This is a genomic window from Streptomyces sp. NPDC018026, assembly GCF_044327745.1.
Lineage (GTDB): Bacteria > Actinomycetota > Actinomycetes > Streptomycetales > Streptomycetaceae > Streptomyces > Streptomyces rubrogriseus.
Genome location: NZ_JBIRFY010000001.1, coordinates 1,168,064 through 1,184,629 on the forward strand (window position 1 = coordinate 1,168,064; position 16,566 = coordinate 1,184,629).

Annotated in this window: 17 protein-coding genes; 8 read left to right on the forward strand and 9 right to left on the reverse strand. The window is 73.1% G+C overall.

Annotation, left to right across the window (positions count from 1 at the left end):
* Positions 1–27 precede the first annotated feature (27 nt).
* The 6 genes from ACH4D3_RS04795 to ACH4D3_RS04820 form a co-directional block, all read right to left on the reverse strand.
* Positions 28–1,038, reverse strand: a complete 1,011-nt coding sequence (locus ACH4D3_RS04795) for an aldo/keto reductase (RefSeq protein ID WP_398316657.1) — start codon at positions 1,036–1,038, stop codon at positions 28–30.
* 89 nt (positions 1,039–1,127) lie between these two features.
* Positions 1,128–2,195, reverse strand: coding sequence for a TIGR03571 family LLM class oxidoreductase (locus ACH4D3_RS04800; RefSeq protein WP_398316309.1), 1,068 nt, complete (start codon positions 2,193–2,195; stop codon positions 1,128–1,130).
* A gap of 106 nt (positions 2,196–2,301) precedes the next feature.
* Complete coding sequence (locus tag ACH4D3_RS04805; protein ID WP_398316311.1) at positions 2,302–3,132, reverse strand: aldo/keto reductase; 831 nt, start codon at positions 3,130–3,132, stop codon at positions 2,302–2,304.
* 17 nt (positions 3,133–3,149) lie between these two features.
* Entirely contained in the window at positions 3,150–3,386 is a 237-nt protein-coding gene (locus tag ACH4D3_RS04810; protein WP_398316313.1) for a hypothetical protein, read from the reverse strand.
* Positions 3,383–3,808, reverse strand: a complete 426-nt coding sequence (locus ACH4D3_RS04815; RefSeq protein ID WP_398316315.1) for a heme-binding protein — start codon at positions 3,806–3,808, stop codon at positions 3,383–3,385. The genes ACH4D3_RS04810 and ACH4D3_RS04815 overlap by 4 nt, the downstream gene beginning before the upstream one ends.
* 50 nt (positions 3,809–3,858) lie before the next feature.
* Positions 3,859–5,070 (reverse strand): MFS transporter, encoded by a 1,212-nt coding sequence (locus ACH4D3_RS04820; protein WP_398316317.1) that lies wholly within the window; start codon positions 5,068–5,070, stop codon positions 3,859–3,861.
* A 148-nt stretch (positions 5,071–5,218) separates the two neighbouring features.
* On the opposite strand from ACH4D3_RS04820, the gene ACH4D3_RS04825 reads away from it, so the two are divergent.
* The 8 genes from ACH4D3_RS04825 to mnhG all read left to right on the forward strand — a co-directional run bounded on the left by ACH4D3_RS04825 (position 5,219) and on the right by mnhG (position 13,306).
* Positions 5,219–5,689, forward strand: coding sequence for a MarR family winged helix-turn-helix transcriptional regulator (locus ACH4D3_RS04825; RefSeq protein ID WP_398316319.1), 471 nt, complete (start codon positions 5,219–5,221; stop codon positions 5,687–5,689).
* The gene (locus tag ACH4D3_RS04830; protein ID WP_398316321.1) at positions 5,686–6,615 is read left to right on the forward strand and encodes an NADP-dependent oxidoreductase; all 930 of its coding nucleotides are present in this window, start codon (positions 5,686–5,688) and stop codon (positions 6,613–6,615) included. The genes ACH4D3_RS04825 and ACH4D3_RS04830 overlap by 4 nt, the downstream gene beginning before the upstream one ends.
* Before the next feature lie 108 nt (positions 6,616–6,723).
* The gene (locus tag ACH4D3_RS04835) at positions 6,724–9,627 is read left to right on the forward strand and encodes a Na+/H+ antiporter subunit A (protein ID WP_398316323.1); all 2,904 of its coding nucleotides are present in this window, start codon (positions 6,724–6,726) and stop codon (positions 9,625–9,627) included.
* Positions 9,624–10,388 (forward strand): Na(+)/H(+) antiporter subunit C, encoded by a 765-nt coding sequence (locus ACH4D3_RS04840; RefSeq protein ID WP_398316325.1) that lies wholly within the window; start codon positions 9,624–9,626, stop codon positions 10,386–10,388. Before ACH4D3_RS04835 ends, ACH4D3_RS04840 begins: the two co-directional genes overlap by 4 nt.
* On the forward strand, positions 10,385–12,034 hold the full coding sequence (locus ACH4D3_RS04845; RefSeq protein ID WP_398316327.1) for a Na+/H+ antiporter subunit D: 1,650 nt from the start codon (positions 10,385–10,387) through the stop codon (positions 12,032–12,034). Before ACH4D3_RS04840 ends, ACH4D3_RS04845 begins: the two co-directional genes overlap by 4 nt.
* A complete protein-coding gene (locus ACH4D3_RS04850) occupies positions 12,031–12,630 on the forward strand; it encodes a Na+/H+ antiporter subunit E (protein WP_398316329.1) in 600 nt (199 codons plus the stop codon). The genes ACH4D3_RS04845 and ACH4D3_RS04850 overlap by 4 nt, the downstream gene beginning before the upstream one ends.
* On the forward strand, positions 12,627–12,944 hold the full coding sequence (locus ACH4D3_RS04855; RefSeq protein WP_398316331.1) for a monovalent cation/H+ antiporter complex subunit F: 318 nt from the start codon (positions 12,627–12,629) through the stop codon (positions 12,942–12,944). Before ACH4D3_RS04850 ends, ACH4D3_RS04855 begins: the two co-directional genes overlap by 4 nt.
* A complete protein-coding gene (gene mnhG, locus ACH4D3_RS04860; protein WP_398316333.1) occupies positions 12,941–13,306 on the forward strand; it encodes a monovalent cation/H(+) antiporter subunit G in 366 nt (121 codons plus the stop codon). The genes ACH4D3_RS04855 and mnhG overlap by 4 nt, the downstream gene beginning before the upstream one ends.
* A gap of 12 nt (positions 13,307–13,318) precedes the next feature.
* Here the strand turns inward: mnhG and ACH4D3_RS04865 are convergent, their stop codons facing one another.
* From ACH4D3_RS04865 to glnA3, 3 genes are all read right to left on the reverse strand, one after another.
* Complete coding sequence (locus ACH4D3_RS04865; protein ID WP_398316659.1) at positions 13,319–13,846, reverse strand: NUDIX hydrolase family protein; 528 nt, start codon at positions 13,844–13,846, stop codon at positions 13,319–13,321.
* Between the two features lie 80 nt (positions 13,847–13,926).
* Positions 13,927–15,075, reverse strand: a complete 1,149-nt coding sequence (locus ACH4D3_RS04870) for an amidohydrolase family protein (protein ID WP_398316335.1) — start codon at positions 15,073–15,075, stop codon at positions 13,927–13,929.
* Position 15,076: 1 nt separating this feature from the next.
* Positions 15,077–16,477: a gamma-glutamylpolyamine synthetase GlnA3 gene (gene glnA3 / locus ACH4D3_RS04875; RefSeq protein ID WP_398316337.1), complete on the reverse strand. Its 1,401-nt coding sequence runs from the start codon at positions 16,475–16,477 to the stop codon at positions 15,077–15,079.
* Positions 16,478–16,566 lie beyond the last annotated feature (89 nt).

The following is a 16,566-nucleotide window of genomic DNA, read 5'->3' on the forward strand; positions in this document are numbered from 1 at the left end:
TTCTCCGTTCCTTTCGGGGTGTCGGGGTCAGGCGTTGTCGGGGAGCGGAGCGGCGGGGTGGACCAGTCCGGCGGCGCGCAGGTCGTGCCAGAACGCGGTGGGGACGTTCTCGTTGAGGGCGGCGACGTCCTCGGCGATGCGGCTGGGCCGGGTGGCGCCGGGGACGACCGCGGCGGAGACGGGGTGCGCGAGGGAGAACTGCAGGGCGGCGGCCTTGATGCTCACCCCGTGCTCGGCGGCCAGCGCCTTGATCCGGTCGACGCGCTCGATGATCCGGGGCGGAGCCTGCTGGTACTCGAAGTGGGCACCGCCGGCGAGGATGCCGGAGCTGTACGGGCCGCCGACGACCATGCCGACACCCTGCTCCTGGGCCATGGGGAGCAGCCGCTGGAGGGCGTGGTCGTGGTCGAGGAGGGTGTAGCGGCCGGCGAGCAGGAAGCCGTCGGGCCGCGGCTCGTCGAGGGCGAGGGTCGTCTCGATGGGCTCGGTCTTGTTGACGCCCAGGCCCCAGGCCTTGATGACGCCCTCGTCGCGCAGCCGGGACAGGACCCGGAACGCGCCGGTGCGGGCCTCCTCGAACTTCTGGATCCAGGCGTCGCCGTGGAAGTCCTGGGCGATGTCGTGGACCCAGACGACGTCCAGGCGGTCGACTCCGAGGCGCTTGAGGCTGCCCTCGACGGAGCGTTCGGTGGCCTCGGCGGTCCACTCGTGCAGCATCTTGTTCGGGTTGCCGTGCTCGAAGATGCCGCCCTTCTCGCCGAGGTCGCGGGCGCCCTCCTCGATCTCGTCGAGGATGACCCGGCCGACCTTGGTCGACAGGACGTAGGAGTCGCGGGGCTTGGCGGAGAGGACCTCGCCCAGACGCTGCTCGGAGAGGCCGGCGCCGTAGAAGGGGGCGGTGTCGTAGTAGCGGATTCCCTGGTCCCAGGCCGCCTCGACGGTGGCGCGGGCCTCGTCGTCGGGGATCGCGCGGAACATGTTGCCGAGCGGTGCGGTACCGAAGCCGAGGGTGCCGGGGAGGATGTCCTTGAGTGCCATGGTGGTGCCTTTGTGCGAGGTGGGGGTAGCGCTCACACTTTTACTTGCGTCAGCGCCTTACAAGCGACAACAATACTTGCATACGCGGGTTAATGCAAAGCGCTTGTTTGAGTGGGGTGACCACGGGCAGGGCGCTCCGGGGATCGACCTGCCCCCGGCGCGCCGGGGGAGGGGAAGTGGGGCAGCACCGTCTCGGCGAGTTCGTGGAGGACGTCCGTCACCGGGCGGTCGCCCGGACGGAGGTTGAAGGAGACATGGGCGACGCCGACCTCGCCCATCGCCCGCAGATGACCGATCAGCGCTCGGTGGCCGGTACGCAGCCCGAGCCGGATCGGGGTCGCCGCGGTGTCGGGGTCCGCGGTGAGGTCCAGTTGCATCGGGGTGAGGTAGGGCTTGGCTGCGCCGGTGGCCGACTCCCGCCACTCCTGCGTCTTGAGGCGCAGGGCGCCCAGCGGACGAGGGTAGTTGAGCGAGGCGTCCGCGTGACGCGAGATCCATTCGGACGACTGCCGGGCGTGCCCCGCGATGGCGATGGGCACGGACGGCCCGGTCGGCTTGGGCAGCACGTCCAGACGACGGTCCGCGCCCAGACCGAGCCCCGGCAGCTCCATGCCCGCACCGTCGGGGTGCCGGGCCCAGGCGGCACGCAGGATTTCCACCCCCCTGCGGAAGGCGGCACCGCGGCCGTGGAAGTCCTCCCCGAACAGCGGGTACTCGACGGGCCGGTCCCCGCTCGCGAGGCCGAGGACGAAGCGTCCGCCGGACAGCACGTCCACGGTGGCTGCGGCCTTGGCGACAAGGAGCGGATGCCGCAGTGGCAGCACGACGGCCGCGGTACCGAGCACGGCCCGCTCCGTCACGGCCGCGAGGTGCCCGAGGTGGGTGAAGGTCTCGAAGACGGAACCGGCGTCGCCGAACTGCTCGGGATCGTAGAGGGGTACGTCCCGCACCCAGAGCCCGGCGAACCCCAACGCGTCGGCCAGCCGGGCGAGTTCTCCGTGGCGGGTCAGATCCGGAACGCCGAAGGGCAGGCCCGCGGCCCGGTCGGCGCGCAGCCGGGTGGCGCCCCAGTCGTTGTCGAGGGGCAGTTCGAGGCCCAGAGTCGGCAGGCTCGCGGGGTTCACGAGCCGGTCCAGGGCGGTGGGGGCGACAGACATCACAGAGACAACTTTCGAGAACCGCGACGACGACACGGGACGCCACGGGGTGGAGCGGCCCGCCGGGGCGGCGCGGAACGCCGCCCCGGCGGGCCGGTCGGACGGGTCAGTTCAGTTCGTCCGGGTGGGGGCCGGTGCGCAGGCCGCGGTCGAGCGCGGCGATGGCGCTCATCTCGTCGTCGGCGAGGGTGAAGTCGAAGACGTCGAGGTTCTGGCGGATGCGGGCGGGCGTCACCGACTTGGGGATGACCACGTTGCCGAGCTGGAGGTGCCAGCGCAGGACGACCTGGGCGGGCGACTTGCCGTGGCGCGCGGCGATCGTGGTGATCGCCTCGTCCCCCAGGACGGCGCCCTGCGCGAGCGGGCTCCACGCCTCGGTGGCGATGCCGAGCCGGGCGTGGACGGCGCGCAGCTCGCTCTGCTGCAGGCCGGGGTGGAGCTCGATCTGGTTGACCGCCGGGACCAGCTCCGAGTCGGCGACGAGTCGCTCCAGGTGCGCGGGCTGGAAGTTGGACACTCCCGCGGCGCGGATCCGGCCCTCGGCGGCCAGCTTCTCCAGTGCCTTCCAGGTTTCGCGGTAGAGGTCGCGGGCCGGGGTGGGCCAGTGGATGAGGTAGAGGTCGACGTGGTCCAGGCCCAGCTTGGCCAGGCTGGCGTCGAAGGCCTTGAGTGTGGCGTCGTAGCCCTGGTCCGCGTTCCAGAGCTTGGTGGTGACGAAGAGGTCCTCGCGGGCGACCCCGGACTCGGCGAGGGCACGGCCGACGCCGGCCTCGTTGCCGTAGACGGCCGCGGTGTCGATGCTGCGGTAGCCGGCCTCCAGGGCGGAGGCGACCGCGGCGGTGGTTTCGGCGTCCGGGACCTGGAAGACGCCGAAGCCGAGCTGGGGGATCTCGACGCCGTTGTTGAGCGTGACGGTGGGGATGGTGATGGGTGCCATGATGTGCGGGTGCTCCTTCAGTTGGTACGGGGGACGAGGGTGTTGCGGACGGTCTGGGCGCTGATGAGTCCGTCCCGGAGGACGAAGGTGTCGACGCCGTCGGTCACCTCGTGGCCGGCGCCGGCGGCGGTCCACGGGAGGAACAGGGAAACGGCGTCCTCGGTGCGGTTCCGGCCGATCGGGTCGAGGTCACCGGTACCGAGGCGGGTGCCGTGGTCCGCGAAGACCTCTTGCGGCGTCCGCGCGGCGGTCATCGCGTGAGTTCCTCGCGTGCGGCGGTGGCGAAGGTGTGGTCCTGGCCGGGGGTGCCGCCGCCCACGCCGAGGGCGCCGACGAGCCGGCCGTCCCGGTGGATCGGCACTCCGCCGCCGATGAAGAGCAGCGGCTTGTCGAGCGCCGTTGGCAGCGAGTGGAACGGCCCGTCGGGCTTGACCAGGTCGACGAGGTCCGCGGTGGGCGCGTCGAGCTGCAGGGCGGTGTAGGCCTTGCGGGTGCTGGTCTCGCCGGAGATGAGGACGGCACGGTCGTCGCGGCGGAAGGCCAGGAGGTGGCCGCCGGCGTCGAGGACCGTGACGCTGACGGTGACTCCCGCCGCTTCGGCGGCGGTGCGGGCGGCGCTCACGAGGGCCTCGGCCTCGTCGGTGGTGAGCGGTGCGATGGGGGTGGTGGCGTTCATGACGAGAGTTCCTCTATCGGGGGAGCGGACATGGTTGGCGGGTGGCGAGGTCAGCGCCGGACGGCCGCCGGGACCCCTTCGGTCACCGTGCTCCCCGTGACGACGCGTCCGGCGGTGCGGCCGCGACGGTCGAGGCGGGCGGCGACGAGGGCGAGGATCAGGGCGCTGCCGGAGAGCAGGGCGCCGACCCAGTTGGGGGAGGTGTAGCCGAGGCCCGCGGCGATCACGATGCCGCCCAGCCAGGCCGCGAGGGCGTTGCCGAGGTTGAAGGCGCCGATGTTGGCGGCCGACGCCAGGGTCGGAGCGGCCGACGCCTGGTCGAGTACCCACTTCTGCAGCGGCGGCACGGTCGCGAAGCCCAGCGCGCCGATCAGGGAGAGGGTGATGGCCGCCAGTACCTGGTTGTGCGCGGTCGCGGTGAACAGCAGCAGGGCCGCGGTCAGGCCCGCCAGGGCGGTGAAGAGCATCGGCATGAGCCTGCGGTCGGCGAACTTGCCACCGAGCAGGTTGCCCAGGAACATTCCGATGCCGAACAGGACGAGCAGCCAGGTCACGGCGCCCTCGGTGTAGCCGGCGACCTCGGTCATCATCGGCGTGATGTACGTGATCGCGGCGAACACGCCGCCGTAGCCCAGGACCGTCATCGCCATGGCGAGCCACACCTGGATGTTCTTGAACGCGGCGAACTCGCTGCGCACGTCCTGGTCCTCGGGCCGGCCCGTCTCGGGCACCAGCTTGGCGACGCCCAGGAAGCCGATGACGCCGAGACCTGCCACGATGAGGAAGGTGACGCGCCAGCCCGCGGCCTGGCCGATGGAGGTGCCGCCGGGGACGCCGACGACGTTCGCCACGGTCAGCCCCATGAACATCAGGGAGATGGCCGAGGCCTTCTTCTCGGGTGCCACCAGGCCGGCGGCGACGACGGAACCGATACCGAAGAACGCCCCGTGTGCCAGGGAGGCCACGACCCGGCCGACGAGCATGAGGCCGAAGCTGGGGGCGAGGGCGGAGAGGGTGTTGCCGATGACGAACAGTGCCATCAGGAACATCAGCATCTTCTTGCGGGACACCTTGGTGCCCAGCACGGTGAGCAGCGGTGCACCGATGACGACGCCGAGGGCGTATCCGGAGACGAGCCAGCCGGCGGTGGGGATGGTGACGCCGAAGTCTCCCGCGACCTGGGGCAGCACGCCCATGATCACGAATTCGGTGGTGCCGATCCCGAAGGCCCCGATGGCCAGGGCCAGGAGCGCGAGAGGCATGGGGAGTACCTTCCAAATGATTGCGTGGGACGCTTACGGACGACGACAATAATTGCAGACGCGCTATAAATGCAAACGCACTAAGTCGCGAATGTGGGTTGCCCGTGTGTGCAACCATGGAGGGGACGGCCCGACGAAGGAGGCCCCCATGACCGCAACCGCCCCCGAGCTCACCGCCCTGGCCCAGGGCTGGTGCGCACTGTCCCTGCTGCACGGCAGGATCGAGGCGCATCTCGAGCGCGCGCTGCAGGCCGGGCACGGCCTGAGCGTGCGGGAGTACTCACTGCTCGACGTGCTCAGCCGCCAGCACGACGGAGAGGGCGGCCATCTGCAGATGAAGCAGGTCGCCGACTCGGTCGTACTCAGTCAGAGCGCCACGACCCGCCTGGTCACCCGTCTCGAGGACCGGGGACTGCTCATGCGGTACCTGTGCCCCACCGACCGGCGCGGCATCTACACCAACGTCTCCGACGCGGGGCTCGTCCTCCTCGAACAGGCTCGTCCCACCAACGAGGCCGCGCTGCGTGCGGCGCTCGTGGAAGCGAGCGAGGACCCTCGGCTGGAACCGCTGGTGCGCACCGTCGAGGCGGCGAACGCGCCGATGGGAGTCGCCGCATGAAAGCGATCACCCTCGCGGAGTACGGCGGCCCCGAGACGCTGCGGCTGACGGACCTCCCCGACCCGAAGGTCGCCCCCGGTGAGGTGCTGGTGCGGGTCAGGGCCGCCGGGGTCAACCCGGTGGACTGGAAGCTCGCCCAGGGCGGGCTCGACGCGCTCATGGAGACGCGCTTTCCCCTGATACCCGGCTGGGACGTGGCCGGTGTGGTCGAACGGGTCGGTTTCGACGTCGAGGAGTTCGCTCCCGGCGACGAGGTCTTCGGCTACGTCCGCAAGGACACCGTTCAGCTCGGTGCCTATGCCGAGCTCGTCTCCGCGCACGTGCGCATGCTGGCCCGCAAGCCCGCCGCGCTCTCCTGGGCGCAGGCCGCGGGCGTGCCGCTCGCGGGCCTCACCGCCTACCAGGCCATCAAGCGCGTGGGCCTGCGCCCCGGCGAAACCGTCCTGGTGAACGCGGCGGCGGGAGGCGTCGGCTCGCTCGGCGTCCAGATCGCGGTGGCCCTCGGCGCTCGGGTGATCGGCACGGCGAGCGTCCACAACCACGACTTCGTACGGCAACTGGGCGCGGAGCCGGTGGTCTACGGGCCCGGACTCGCGGACCGGGTCGCCGAACTGGCGCCGGACGGCATCGACGCCGCCCTCGACTTCGCCGGCGGTGACGGCGTGGACGCCGCGCTGCGCCTGCTCGGGCGTCCGGACCGGCTCGCGTCCGTCGTCGAGTCCGAGGCCGCCGAGAAGGGCGGTCACTACGTGTGGGTCCGCCCGGACGCGGCCGACCTCAAGGCCCTCGCCGACCTCGCCGACGAGAGGAAACTGACCGTCCACGTGGAGCGGGTTCTTCCGCTGGCCGAGGCGGCGGAGGCGTGGCGTCTCAACGCCGGAGGGCACACGCGCGGCAAACTGGTGCTGTCCGTGGCGGGCGACTGAGCGGCTCCGGGCGGCCGGCATGTCTGCGCCCGCCGCTCGGGGCTTTGCATTGCTCTCCCTGCGGCGTGCCTGGGCGCTCAGGCGAGATGCCCGATATATCACTGTCGGGTGTCCGCGCTCATCCTCTGCCACTTCGCGCTCGCGCTGTTCGCCGCGCCGCTGGTCAGACGGTGCGGAACCGGTGCCTTCCTCGTGCTGGCCCTGCCGCCCGCCGCGGCGACCGCCTGGGCCGCCACCCGGTGGAGCACGACGGCCGACGGCGGCGCCGACACCGCCGTGTGGCGCTGGCTGCCCGCCTACCACGTGGACTGGGCGCTGAGGCTGGACGCCCTCGCCGAACTCATGGTGCTGCTCGCCGCGGGCGTGGGCACCCTCGTCCTGGTCTACTGCGCCTCCTACTTCGACGACCGCTCCCGACAGCTCGGCAGGTTCGCCGGAAACCTCCTCGCCTTCGCCGGGGCCATGCTGGGGCTGGTCCTCGCCGACGACCTCGTCCTGCTCTACATCTTCTGGGAACTGACGACCGTCTTCTCCTACCTGCTGATCGGCCAGACCAGCGACCACAAGCGGAACCGGCGCAGCGCCCTGCAGGCCCTGACGGTCACCGCGCTCGGCGGACTGACCATGCTCGTCGGCTTCCTGCTCCTGGGGCACGAGGCGGGCACCTACCGCATCTCGGCGATCCTGGCCGACCCGCCGTCCCCGTCGCCCGCGCTGTCCACGGCGGTCGTGCTGATCCTCGTCGGCGCCCTGTCCAAGTCCGCGATCTGGCCCTTCAGCCTCTGGCTGCCCAACGCCATGGCCGCCCCCACCCCCGTCAGCGCCTACCTGCACGCCGCCGCGATGGTCAAGGCCGGCGTCTACCTCGTCGCCCGGCTCGCCCCCGCCTTCGCCGACGTCACCCCCTGGCGCCCGCTCCTGCTCGTCCTCGGCTCGGTGACGATGCTGCTGGGCGGCTGGCGGGCGCTGCGGCTGCACGACCTGAAACTCGTCCTCGCCTACGGCACCGTCAGCCAGCTCGGCTTCCTCACCGTCCTCACCGGCGCCGGCCGCCACGACACCGGCCTCGCCGCCACCGCCATGATCCTCGGGCACGCCCTGTTCAAGGCGCCGCTCTTCCTGGTCACCGGCATCGTCGACCACGCCACCGGCACCCGCGACCTGCGCAGGCTCTCCGGACTCGGACGCCGGCTGCCCGCCGTGTGCGCCGTCGCCGTGCTCGCCGGAGCGTCCATGGCCGCCGTGCCGCCCCTGCTCGGCTTCGGCGCCAAGGAGGCCGCCTTCCAGGCGCTCCTGGACGGGAGCACCGGCGACCGCTGGGCGCTCGCCGCCGCCGTCGTCGGCTCCGCCCTCACCACCGCCTACACCCTGCGCTACCTGTGGGGCGCCTTCGCCCGCAAGCCCGGTGTCCCCGACACCGCCGCGCACCCCGTCCCGGCGGCCTTCCTCGCGCCGCCCGCCGTGCTCGCCCTCGCCTGCCTCGTCCTCGGCCCCGGAGTGTCCTGGCTCCAGGGCCTGCTGGGCACCTACGCCGGGCAGTTCCCCGCGCCCGCCCACCCCTACCACCTGGCGCTGTGGCACGGGGCGGGCCTCGCCCTCGGCCTGTCCGGCGCGGCCTGGGCGGGCGGCGTCCTGCTCTTCCTCGCCGCGAGCCCCGTCGCACGGGCCGGTCAGCGGCTGGCCTGGCGCTCCGCGGACCTCGTCTTCGGACGGATGCTGCTCGCCCTGGAGCGCACCGCCCTGCAGTGCACCGGATTCGTGCAGCGCGGCTCGCTGTCGGCGTACCTCGTCACGACCATGAGCGTCGTCCTCGCCGGACAGATCGCCGTGCTCGCCGCGGACGAACCCTGGACCGACGTGCCCGCCCCGCGCCTGTGGGACCACCCCGCGCAGGCCGCCGTCGCCCTGCTGACCTGCGCGGCGGCCCTGCTGTGCCTGGGCGTGCGGCGCCGGATGAAGGCCGTCGTGTTCGCCGGCCTGACCGGATACGGCACCGCGCTGCTCTTCGTCGCCCAGGGCGCGCCCGACCTCGCGCTCACCCAGTTCTGCGTGGAGACCGTCTCGATGATCGTCTTCGTGCTGGTGCTGCGCCGGATGCCGGTGCGCTTCGAGGAGAACTTCAGCCGGTGGCGGCGCCTGCTGCGGATGCCGGTGGCCCTCGCGGGCGGCGCCGCCGTCGCCGTCGTCGTCTGGATCATGGCGGGGCACCGCCGGGCGGACGGCGCGGGAGCGGCGATGGTCGAGGAGACCGCGCACCACGGGCTGAAGGACGTGGTCGCGACGATCCTCGTCGACCTGCGCGCCTGGGACACCATGGGGGAGTCCGCGGTGCTCGCCGCCGCCGCGATCGGCGTCACCAGCCTCATCTACCTGCACCGCCGCGCCGACGGCGCCGAACAGCCCGTACTGCCGCTGCCCGGGGACCACCCGCACGCCGGACTGCGCACCGCCTGGCGGGCCAGCCGCTACGAGTCGGCGGGCCTGCCCAGCGGCGACGAGGGCGCACCCGAGCGGACCTGGCTGGCCGCCAGCGCCACCCTCGCCCCCGAGCGCCGCTCCCTCGTCCTGGAGGTGGTCGCCCGCCTCATCTTCCACCCCGTCCTCGTCCTCTCCGTCTACCTGCTGCTGTGCGCGGAGAACCTGCCGGGCGGCGGCTTCGTCGCGGGCCTGACCGCGGGCGTCGCCTTCATCGCCCGCTACCTCGCCGGCGGCCGCCACGAACTCGCCGACGCCGTGCCCTTCAAACCGGGCGTGTTCACCGGCCTCGGCCTGTTCCTGTCCACCGGGGTCGCGCTCGGCGGCCTCGGCGAGGGCACGGTGCTGCACGGCTGGACCTGGCACGGCCACCTGCCCGTGTGGGGCGACGCACACCTGTCCACCGCCGTCCTCTTCGACTGCGGGGTCTACCTGCTCGTGCTCGGCGTGGTCCTGGACATCGTGCGAGCCCTCGGCGCCCGGATCGACCGCCAGATCGAGCGGGCCGCCCCGCGCCCGGAGGCGGGCCGCGGATGACCGTGAGCCTGTCCCTGCTGGTGGCCGCCGCCGTCCTCAACGCCGTCGGCGCCACCCTGCTGCTGACCCGGTCCCTGACCCGGATCCTGCTCGGCGCCGTCGTCCTCGGCAACGGCGTCAACCTGCTGGTCCTGGCCGCCACCGGCAGCGCGGGCGAGGCGCCCCTGCTCTACCCGCACATCATCCGCAACCGCGTCACCGACCCGCTGCCCCAGGCCATCGCCCTGACCGCGATCGTCATCACCCTCGCCACCACCGCCTTCCTGCTCGCCATGGCCTACCGCAGCCACCAGGTCACCGGCTCCGACGAGATCAGCGACGACACCGAGGACCGGCTGGTCGCCCTGCGCGCCGAGTTCCTCGACCGGCGCGGCGAACTCCGCGACCGCTACCGGGAGGCCCGCGCCGGGGACGGCGGCGCCGACGCCGAGCAGCGCGCCCGCTACCGCGCCGCCCGCAGACGGCTGCGCCGGCGGGTCCGCGAGGAACGCGCCTACCAGGCCCGCGCCAACGACGTCTCCGGGAACCTCTGGAACGACATCCTCGGCGCCGACCCCGAGGACTACCGCGCAGGCCGCGAGCTGGGCTCCACCGACGCGGCCGGCCGCCCCGGACCGGCCCCGGCCCGCGTCGCCGGACCCTCCAACGACCCCGAGGAGACCGGCCGCGAACCCGACTCGCTGCCCGGCGAGGACTCCGGCCACCCGCCCCCCGACCAGCCCGACGACCCCGAGGGCGCCGGCACGGAAGGAACCAGGTGAACGCGCTCGTCCCGCTCCCCGTCGTGCTGCCCCTGTGCGTCACGGGCCTGAAGCTGGCCATCGGGCCCCGGCTGCACCGGTTCCAGCGCTTCATCAGCCTCGCCGTGCTCGGCGCGGTCCTGGTGCTCTCCGTAGTGCTCATGGTGGCCGCCGACCGCCACGGCCCGCTCAGCGTGCACCTCGGCGACTTCGCACCACCGGTCGGCATCACCCTGGTCGCCGACCGGCTGGCGGGCCTGATGCTCACCGTCTCCAGCGCCGTCACCCTGCTCGTCCTCGTGTACTCGCTGGGCCAGGGCATGGCCGACCGCGACGACCAGGCGCCGGTCGGCGTCTTCCACCCCGCCTACCTCATCCTCGTGGCGGGCGTCTCCTGCACCTTCCTCGCCGGCGACCTCGTGAACCTCTACGTCGGCTTCGAGATCATGCTCGTCGCCAGCTTCGTCCTGCTCACCATCGGCGGCACCGCCACCCGCATCCGGGCCGGATCGACGTACGTCATCATCTCGCTGTTCTCCTCCGTGCTCTTCCTGGTCGCCATCGCCATGACCTACGCGGTCGCGGGCACCGTGAACCTCGCCCAGCTCGCCCAGCGGCTCCAGGAGGTGCCGCTCGGCGTGCGCACCCTGCTGGAGGCCATGCTGCTGACGGTCTTCGCCATCAAGGCGGCGGTGTTCCCGCTCGCGGCCTGGCTGCCCGACTCCTACCCCACCGCCCCCGCGCCGGTCACCGCGGTCTTCGCCGGTCTGCTGACCAAGGTCGGCGTGTACTCGATGCTGCGCACCCAGACCCTGCTCTTCCCCGGCCACCGCCTGGGCGACCTGCTGATGCTCGCCGCGCTCGCCTCCATGGCCGTCGGCATCCTCGGCGCCGTCGCCCAGACCGACCTGAAGCGGGTGCTGTCCTTCACGCTCATCAGCCACATCGGCTACATGGTCTTCGGCATCGCCCTCGCGGGCGGGGGCGGGATCAGCGGCGCGATCGTGTACGTGGCCCACCACATCACCGTGCAGACCACCCTGTTCCTCGTCGCCGGACTCGTCGAGCGGCGCGACGGCACCACCGAACTCACCCGCCTCGGCGGCCTGGCCAGGACGGCGCCACTGCTCGCCGTGCTGTTCTTCGTGCCCGCCATGAACCTCGCGGGCATCCCGCCGCTGTCCGGATTCATCGGCAAGCTCGGCCTGATGCGCGCGGGCGTCGCCGACGGCGGCGGCTGGGCCTGGGCCCTCGTCGCCGGATCCGCGGCGACCAGCCTGCTCACCCTCTACGTCATGGCGAAGGTCTGGAACCTCGCGTTCTGGCGCGACGCGCCACCAGGGGCCGAGGAGGAGGGCGTCGTGCTGGAGTCGGCCGAGGACGACGACACGGGCGACGACACCGGCGACGACGAGGAGGAGCGGCCGACCGGGTCCGGGAGCGGACTGCCGGTGCCCGCGGGCGCCGTCGTCTCCGCGGGCTTCCTCGGGCAGTCCATCACCACCACCAAGCACCTGCCCTGGCCCATGCTGGTGGCCACCGGCGCCGCCGTCGCCCTCGGCCTGTCCTACACCGTCCTCGGCGGCCCGCTCACCACCTTCACCCAGGCCGCCGCCACCGAACTCCTCGCCCGCACCCCCTACATCGAGGCGGTGCTCGGCCGGTGAGCAACCTCTTCCGCGACCGTTCCCCCCACAGCTGGTCCTTCCGCGTGGGCCGCGGGCGACGCGTGCTCGACCTGCCGCTCGTCGGCTGGCTCACCGTCATCTGGATCCTGCTGTGGGGCACCCCGTCCTGGGCCAACCTCGTCAACGGCGTCCTCGTCGCGGTCTGCCTGTGCCTGGCCTTCCCGCTGCCCGCCGTGGACATCGGACTCAGGCTGCGCCCCCTGGGCGTCCTGCGCCTGGCGGCCTACCTGCTGTTCGACATGTTCTCCTCCAGCGTCGAGGTCACCCGGCAGATCTTCGCCAAGGGTCCCTACCACGCCGCGGTCGTCGCCGTCCCGCTGAGAGTGCGCAGCGACCTCATGCTCACGGCCACCGCCGTCGCCGTCTCCAACGTCCCCGGCGGCTCCGTCATCGAGGTGCGCCGGTCGACGGCCACCCTGTTCCTGCACGTCCTCGACGCGGGCAACCCCGGCGAGATCGAGGGCGCCCAGCGGCAGGTGTGGCGCATGGAGGAACTCGTCGCCCGCGCCTTCGGCACCGCCGAGGACATCGCCGACGCCGCCCGTCCCGTACCGGAAGGTGACCTCCCGACGTGACCACCCTGCACACCGTCGAAGACGCCCTGCTCGTCGCCGCGCTCGCGATGATCCTCCTCGCCGGCGCACTGCTGCTGTACCGGATCTGGTACGGCCCCTCGATGCTGGACCGCGCCGTCGCCCTGGACGTGGCCGCGGCGCTCATCATCGCCGGCATCGGCGTCAAGGCCGCCCACGACCGCGACTCGTTCTACTTCCCCGTGATGCTGGTGCTCGCCTTCCTCGGCTTCACCGGCTCGGTGGGCATCGCCCGCTTCATCGCCGTGCGCGACCGGCCCACCGTGCGCCCGGACGGCAGGCAGGACCACCGGTGAACGCCTGGGCCGAGGCCGCCGACCTGGCCGGGACCGTCCTGCTGCTCCTGGGCTGCCTGCAGTGCCTCCTCGGTGTGATCGGGATGGTCCGCTTCCCCGACGTGCTCTCCCGCAGCCACGCCGCCACCAAACCGCAGACCCTCGGGATGCTCCTCGTCCTCACCGGCGTGGCGCTGCGGCTGCGCCACGGCACCGACGTGGGCACCCTGGCGCTCATCGTCTTCTTCCAGTTCCTCACCAGCCCGGTCGCCTCCCACCTGGTGGCCCGCTCCGCCTACCGCACCGGGCAGACCGGGTCCCGGGGCCTGCTCAGGGACGACCTGGACCCGCAGTTGAGCGACGCGGACGGGCGCGAGGAGTAGCCCGGGGAGCGTTCAGCCCACGCAGCCCACGTGTGCCAGCGCCTGCTTCAGCAGCACCCCGTGCCCGCCCGGCATCTCGCTGCGCACCGCCTCGGACAGGGCCTCGCGCGGATCGAACCACACCAGGTCCAGCGCGTCCTGGCGCGGCCGGCAGTCACCCGTCACCGGCACCACGTAGGCGAGCGAGACCGCGTGCTGCCGGGGGTCGTGGTACGGCGTGACACCGTGCGTCGGGAAGTACTCGGCCACCGTGAACGGCTGGAGCGAGGCCGGCACCCGGGGCAGCGCCACCGGGCCCAGGTCCTTCTCCAGATGGCGCAGCAGGGCGTCCCGGACCCGCTCGTGGTGCAGCACCCGCCCGGAGACCAGCGTCCGGCTGACCGTCCCGTCGGGCCCGATGCGCAGCAGCAGGCCGACGCTGGTGACTTCGCCGCTGTCGTCCACCCGCACGGGCACGGCCTCGACGTACAGGATCGGCATGCGGGCGCGAGCCATTTCGAGTTCGTCGCTCGTCAGCCAGCCCGGCGTGGTTTCGGTCATGTCAGACATCGCTTGATCATACTTTCAGCCGTTCGTGCTTCCCGGGCGGCGCTCCGGGAGTGTGACCCGTCCCACGTCGCTCAGCCGTCGTCCGCCGGGCCACCGGGCAGCCGGTAGACCCGCCGGGCATTGTCCCGTCCGACCCACCGGGCCAGGCGCAACGCGTCCGGGAGGGACAGCTCGTCGGCGTCCAGCCGCTCCTGCAGCAGACCGGCCAGTCCCTGCCGGAAGGCCAGCGCCCCCAGGTGGTGGAACTCGGCCAGTCCATAGGCGTCCGAGCTGTGCAGCAGCTTGCGGAACGGGGTGATCTCCAGGGCCTCCGCGAGGACCGCGCCCGCCCGCGCGGGGCCGACGTGGTGCAGGGTGAGCCCCACGTCGAGGTACACCCGCTCGAAGACCGCGCAGAGATAGGCGGCCTGGCGCTGGTAGGGCCAGCAGTGCAGCAGCAGGACCGGGATGGTGCCGTCGGTCAGGTGCAGCCAGTCGGTCAGCAGGGTGGGGTCCACCCGGTGCAGGCGGATGTCGCCGTCGCCGAACCCGGTGTGCAGTTGCAGCGGCCGGCCGAGGTCCACGGCGGTCCACAGCAGGTGCCGCACGAGCACCGGGTCGTCGAGCCGGCCGCCGCCGCGCGCGAGCCAGCGCCGGGCGGCCTCGGTCACCTCGGCGGGCGAGGGGCGGGCCGGGTCCAGATCGAACCCGGTGCGGTAGGCCGCCACCGACTTGACGGCCACCACTCCCGGCCGCCGTACCGCCTCCCACGCGGCCGTGCGGAACGCGCGCGCGTACGCGTCCGGTTCGACACCGCCCGCCACCACGCCCTCCGCCACGGCCTCCAGCCGGACCACCTCGTACGCCCTCGCGCCGGCCGCCCCGGCCAGCTCGGCCGGTGCGGTCACGCGGTGCGGGGCGTACCCCGTGTCCACGCAGAACGCGCCGGTGCGCGCGGCCCGCAGGAACCGCCGGTTGACCTCGGCGGCGCCCAGCTCGGACCGCCGGGCCAGGTACACGCCGGCGGGGGAGTGGCGCGGCAGGCCCAGCAGGGGCGCACAGTGGCGGCGCACGGCGAGGCCGACCGGACTGTCGAAGGGGGAGACGCCGGGCCATGCCTCGCCCTCCGTGAGCAGGGCCTCGAAACCCGCGCGGTCCAGGTCGTCGGTGACGGCACCGTGGCAGTGGTGGTCCACCAGCTCCAGCGCGGCCAGCCGCTCGTCCACGGGTCCGGCGGCCATCTCAGTACTTCCAGCGGTAGGCCGCCGCCACACCGTCGTCGTCCAGCCCCTCGACCGACCCGGCCTCGCCCAGCCGCACCGCGATCACCGCGTCGGCCAGCACCGGACCCAGCGCCTCGCGCAGTACGCCGTCGGCCCGGAAGGCGGCCACCGACTCCGTGAGCGTGACCGGCAGCCGCCGCACGCCCCGGGCGGCGGCCACGGCGGGATCGAGCCGGGCCGGGTCGCCGGTGATCTCCTCGGGCAGCGGGGCGGACGAGGCGAGCCCGTCCAGCCCGGCGGCGATCACCGAGGCGAGGGCGAGGTACGGGTTGGCGGCGAGATCGACCGGCTTCACCTCCAGGTTCGCCGCGCGGTCGCGGATCCCGGCGGTGCCGGTGACGATCCGCAACCCGGCCTCGCGGGTCTCCCGGCCCCAGGCCGTGAAGACCCCGGCCCACTGCGAGGGCCGCAGCCGCAGCCGGCTGGCCGGGCTCGGCGCGGTCAGCGCCGTGAGCGCCGGGAGGTGGCCGAGCACCCCGGCCACGAAGGACTCCGCCTCGGCGGTCATCCCGTACCGGGCGGTCCCGCCCGCGTGCAGGTTCGTACCGTCGCGCCAGGCGGAGAGGTGGAGATGCCCGCCGTTGCCGACGCCCTGTCCGAGGACGGCCGGGGCGAAGGAGACGCGCAGCCCGTGCCGCCGCGAGACCGCCCGGATCGTCTGCCGGACCAGCACGCTGTGGTCGGCCGCCGCCACCGGGCCGAGCGCCCCCACCGAGACCTCGAACTGCCCCGCCGCGTACTCGGGATGGAACTGCTCCACGTCCACGCCCTGCGCCGCCAGCGCCGCCAGCAGGTCGGCCGCGCAGTCGCTCAGCTCGACCTGCCGGGCCGCGCCGTACGCCGGTCCGGACACCGCCGGGACGAACGCGTCGCCGTCCGCGTCGCCCCGGCCCACGACCCACTCGACCTCGACGGCGGCCCTGAAGGTGATGCCGTGCCGCTCGGCCGCCCCGGCCACGATCCGGCGCAGCACGGTGCGCCCGCACGCCGGGTGCGGGGCACCCTCCTGCGTGATCCGGTCCACCGGCGCCCACGCCCAGCCGGGCTGCGCCGCGAGCACGGTCAGCCGGTCCAGGTCGGGGTAGAGGCGCAGGTCGCCGTCGGGGGAGCCGAGGACGTCCGTGCCGACGATCGAGTCGTCGGCCAGGAAGGTGTCGAACACCGGCGACATGCCGACGCCCCAGGCCGCGGTCGCGGCGAGCTTCGCGGTGGGCACGGTCTTCACCCGGGCGATCCCCGCGGTGTCGACGTACGCCAGCACCACGCCGTGCACGCCCTGCCCGGTCAGCTCGCCGCTCAGCGCGGTGGCCCGCTCGACCTCGCCGGGGCGCCCGCCGGGCACGGGGTCGCTCTCGCTCACGTCTCGGCTCCTTCGCGCGTGCGCCGTCCGTCGCGGACCATTGTGCCGCCCGGTGATCACCCTGTCCGGGTTTCGCCGGATGTGCGCAC